Consider the following 4,179-nt stretch of genomic DNA (forward strand, 5'->3'; position numbering starts at 1 on the left):
CATTATCGACCCATTTAGCGTAACGCATACGGGTCGGAGATGCAACTGTGTCAACTTTCAATTTCCTTACGCTTGTATAGATGCTTAATTTTTTCGTACAGGAGTCTGCTCAATAAGGTTCTTTAAAAAAAGGCATTTAGATATGTATTCATCATGAGTGAATTCACGACGGATAAAAAATCAGTTGTTTTTTGATATTTTAATAATTTATACTACTATTCATATATCATTCTATCGAATATCATTCTATCGAATGCAAACTGAAAGAAAATCAAAGAGGGAGATAAAGAACAATTACAGATAAAGTTGAGACGTTTAAAACGCTCGTTGAAAAAAATCCAGGTAATCCCCTGAGCAGGTATGGCCTTGCTAACGAATATTTTAAGTCCGGCAAGTATAAGGAAGCTATCGATGAAATTAGGGTTTATTTCACGTTAAAAGATGATGAGGGGGCGGGATACCGGATGCTGGGTGAAGCCCTTTTGAACCTGGGGAGAAAGGAAGAGGCAAAGGAAGCTTATAGAAAAGGCATAGAAGCTGCTTATAAACATGGTCATCCAGGAATGGCAGAGGAATTCGATGAAGCTATACAATTGATCGATTAAAGAGCATTTTGGGACTTCAAAATAATCGATTCGAATAGAACATCGGGAAGTCTATTCGCCTAAAGAAGTAGGGTTTCAGTGAGCAAAATAAAATTTGAACTACAAAATGTCAGTAAATCCAAAAACGGAAATCCTATATTAAAAAACATAAACCTTAAATTCCTCTCCGGTGAGAAGCACATACTGCTTGGCCCTTCAGGAGCTGGTAAGACTACACTCCTTAGGCTTCTAAACCGGATGGATGATCCAACTTCCGGATATATATTAATCGACGAAAAAAATATTAGAGATATTCCGGTTACCGAACTCAGAAGGAAAGTAGGAATGGTTTTCCAGATTCCTGTGACGTTTGAAGGAACCGTAAGAGACAACCTCATGGTTCCTTACGAACTTGGGATTGTTGAAAACCCTCCCGATGAAAACGAAATAAAACATGTTCTTAAGTTATCTGAACTCAAAGTCGATTTTCTCGATCGCAAAGCATCTGAGCTATCTGTCGGTGAGAAGCAGCGTCTGAACATCGCAAGAACGCTGATTAACAAACCTGAAGTACTGTTGTTGGACGAACCTACATCTGCCCTCGATCATGCATCAGCAATAAGTCTCTTAAGGTCAATAAGCAAATTGAACAGCCTCACCGGGATTACGGTTATTATGGTCACTCATCAACTCGCCCATGCAAGATTCTTTGGGAGACAAATCATCCAGATAGATAACGGTTCAATACTCCACGAGGGTTTGTCTGAAGACTTCTTCAGGACCCATAATACGCTGGAAATTAGTATATAGATATGGAAGCGCTCAATTACACGCTCGTAAATATAAGCTACATAGATCTACTGATCGGACTGGGATTAATCTTTGTAGCCATCGGAATGTCAAGATGGCAAAAATTAATGCTCGAAAGGGAATTCGCAATAGGAGCGCTCAGAACGCTGATTCAACTTGTAGCAATAGGTTATATATTAAAATACATTTTCGCTCTAGATCGATGGTATATAATCCTAATCACGATCTCAGTAATGATTGTAATTGCCGCTATCACAGTTGCTCGAAGACAGGAGAAACAGACTAAGGAGTTACCATACCTTGTGGGTTTCGCATTGACAACGGGCTCGGGTATCAGCGTTTTTCTGGTAACACAGGTCATCCTGCAGGTAAAACCCTGGTATGAACCACATTATCTGATACCACTGGCCGGCATGGTGATCGGGAATAGCATGAATGGCGCCACATTGGCAGTTGAGAGAATTGACTCGGAGATTAGAAATAAGAAGAGCGAGATCGAGGCCTGCCTGGCACTGGGGGCAACGTCCAAACAGGCCGCTTCTTCTTGTATACGAGCAGCGATGAAGGCTTCTATGATTCCAACAATCAACTCTATGATGGTAGTGGGAATAGTATCTCTCCCAGGAATAATGACTGGACAAATACTCTCAGGTATTTCACCCCTTATAGCGGTTAAGTATCAGATTATCATAATGTATATGATTGCGTTTTCCGTGGCTTCTTCATCTTTAATACTTACGCATCTGAGATTTAGACGATACTTTACCCAAGATCATCAGCTTATAGAGGAAGCCCTATAATCACCCGTGGAAAAAATGCCTGATTCATTGATTGTCTTGACCCCCTCACATTGGAAACACATTGCTGGGCGCTGTGCCAGTGTTGAAGGAGATTGCATCGAAACAACGTTCCCAATGTTTTATCTATGCGGGGTTGGAAAACCCCGCCTATCGTTATTGATGACGGTATTTGTTGTGGATAGTCGGGACATTCTTGTCCCGATAGGTTTCCATGTCATCGATCTTATGGACGGCTTGAACGGCCTTCCAAAAATTGCCGCCTGTGCTGAACTTGTTTCAGTATTAAGAAAATCAGGAACAAAGACGTTAAAAAAAATTTGCGGGTTGCGGTTGAATTAAATTTTTTAGTCGTTATGTCATCCCCGGAATCAGTAGTCGGGGATCCAGAGGTAAAAGCATGGATTCCCTATTAAGGAATTAGGAAATGACAACAAAGGGAGAGCCTTGCCCTATAATCGAAGGGTCGAAGGGCCTGTCCTGAGCGACGTCGAAGGATTGCTTCTTTGTACCTGTGCTGAACCATGTCCTGACGATAGGTCAGGATCTATTCAGTATCAAGACAAAGAAGTTAGAAATAAGGTTAATACAACTGACGTCGATACTTTTAAAAATTTTGTCCTCGAAACGTCTGGCTTTTACAATCGCGAGTGAAACGAAGCGATCCCCTCGGTGATCATGCTGGCGATTGCTTCGGCACTTTCTCAGTCCATCGTAATTGACACGAGAGACCAATTGTTTCTGTTGTGATACGTTATAGCCTGCTGCATGGAGTTCCGTTGTGTATTTAACCGACAAATATAATTTGTTATAATTCATTGGATAAAAATCTTCGACAGTGGAGTAGTATTGAAATAATGATCGAAAAGGAAAGGATGACCGAGTATATTCTGGATTTGATCAGGATAGATAGCCTGTCGAGAAAGGAAAAAGAGATTGCATTGAAATTATCTGCGGATATGGAGGAGTTGGGCGCAGAGTGTTTTTTTGATGACGCAGGTAATAAGGTTAATGGAAATACGGGGAACCTGATCGTAAAGATGAAGGGAAATACGTCAAATATCGAGCCTTTCTTCCTTTCTGCCCATATGGATATCGTTGGACCGGGAGAGGGAGTTAAGCCAAGAGTTAACAACGGTTTTATTAAGAGCGATGGTACTACGGTTCTCGGAAGTGATGATAAGAGTGGTATAGCTGTAATAGTCGAAGTGGTACGGACCTTAAGGGAGCGGGATGTCCCGCATGGAGATATAGAAATCGCGTTTACCATATGCGAGGAAATAGGCCTTCTGGGCGCAAAGCATATCGATATATCAAAATTTAACTCGCGGTATGGAATAGTTCTCGACAGTAGTTCCCCGTCTCGGCTCGTTCTCAGATGCCCATCTGCTGAGAGGCTGGAATTCCACGTGCATGGAGTCGAAGCTCATGCGGGTCTATGTCCAGAAAACGGTATTAATGCTATAAAGATTGCAAGCGAGTCAATCTCTAAAATGAAGCTTGGCAGAATAGATCATGAAACCACTGCAAATATCGGAATAATAAAGGGTGGTATTGCTACAAATATAGTTCCTAATTTCGTGAAAATCGTAGGTGAGGTCAGGAGCCACGATGAAGATAAACTGGCTGCGCAGAAAAATCACATGATAGAATGTGTCAGAAATACTGTTTCAAACTACGAGGTAATTCTTGATGGTCAAAAGGGGGGCGCCCGTGTCGAGGAGATTTTTGAAAGAAGTTACGACAGGATGGTTGTTCCTGAAGATTCGAGGGTTGTAAAAATAATTGACAGGGCAGTTAAAGGCCTTGGACATCGTATAACCTACCATACCAGCGGTGGGGGTTGTGATGCTAACTTTTTCAATCAAATGGGTATCGAATGCGCTAATCTGGGTACCGGAATGTATGAACTGCATACCGTTAATGAATACCTGGTGTTAGAGGAATTTTATCGAGCCGCAGAGATTGTCATAGAAACAATAAAATTA

The 4,179-nt window shown here is 41.6% G+C and carries 6 protein-coding genes; all 6 read left to right on the plus strand.

The genetic code is table 11. The features are described from left to right. Positions 1-416: 416 nt before the first annotated feature. Positions 417-605, plus strand: coding sequence for a tetratricopeptide repeat protein (locus VGA95_05625; protein HEX9666024.1), 189 nt, complete (start codon positions 417-419; stop codon positions 603-605). A gap of 78 nt (positions 606-683) precedes the next feature. Beyond that, the gene (locus tag VGA95_05630; protein ID HEX9666025.1) at positions 684-1,394 is read left to right on the plus strand and encodes an ATP-binding cassette domain-containing protein; all 711 of its coding nucleotides are present in this window, start codon (positions 684-686) and stop codon (positions 1,392-1,394) included. A gap of 2 nt (positions 1,395-1,396) precedes the next feature. Then, positions 1,397-2,194, plus strand: coding sequence for an iron export ABC transporter permease subunit FetB (gene fetB / locus VGA95_05635; GenBank protein HEX9666026.1), 798 nt, complete (start codon positions 1,397-1,399; stop codon positions 2,192-2,194). Positions 2,195-2,209: 15 nt separating this feature from the next. Further along, the gene (locus tag VGA95_05640) at positions 2,210-2,533 is read left to right on the plus strand and encodes a hypothetical protein (protein HEX9666027.1); all 324 of its coding nucleotides are present in this window, start codon (positions 2,210-2,212) and stop codon (positions 2,531-2,533) included. Between the two features lie 105 nt (positions 2,534-2,638). Then, positions 2,639-2,845, plus strand: a complete 207-nt coding sequence (locus VGA95_05645; GenBank protein ID HEX9666028.1) for a hypothetical protein — start codon at positions 2,639-2,641, stop codon at positions 2,843-2,845. A 203-nt stretch (positions 2,846-3,048) separates the two neighbouring features. Further along, positions 3,049-4,179, plus strand: a 1,131-nt coding sequence (locus tag VGA95_05650; protein HEX9666029.1) for a M20/M25/M40 family metallo-hydrolase, incomplete at its 3' end; no start/stop codon positions are given.

This window comes from Thermodesulfobacteriota bacterium (assembly GCA_036397855.1).
Classification (GTDB): Bacteria; Desulfobacterota_D; UBA1144; order Nemesobacterales; family CSP1-2; genus DASWID01.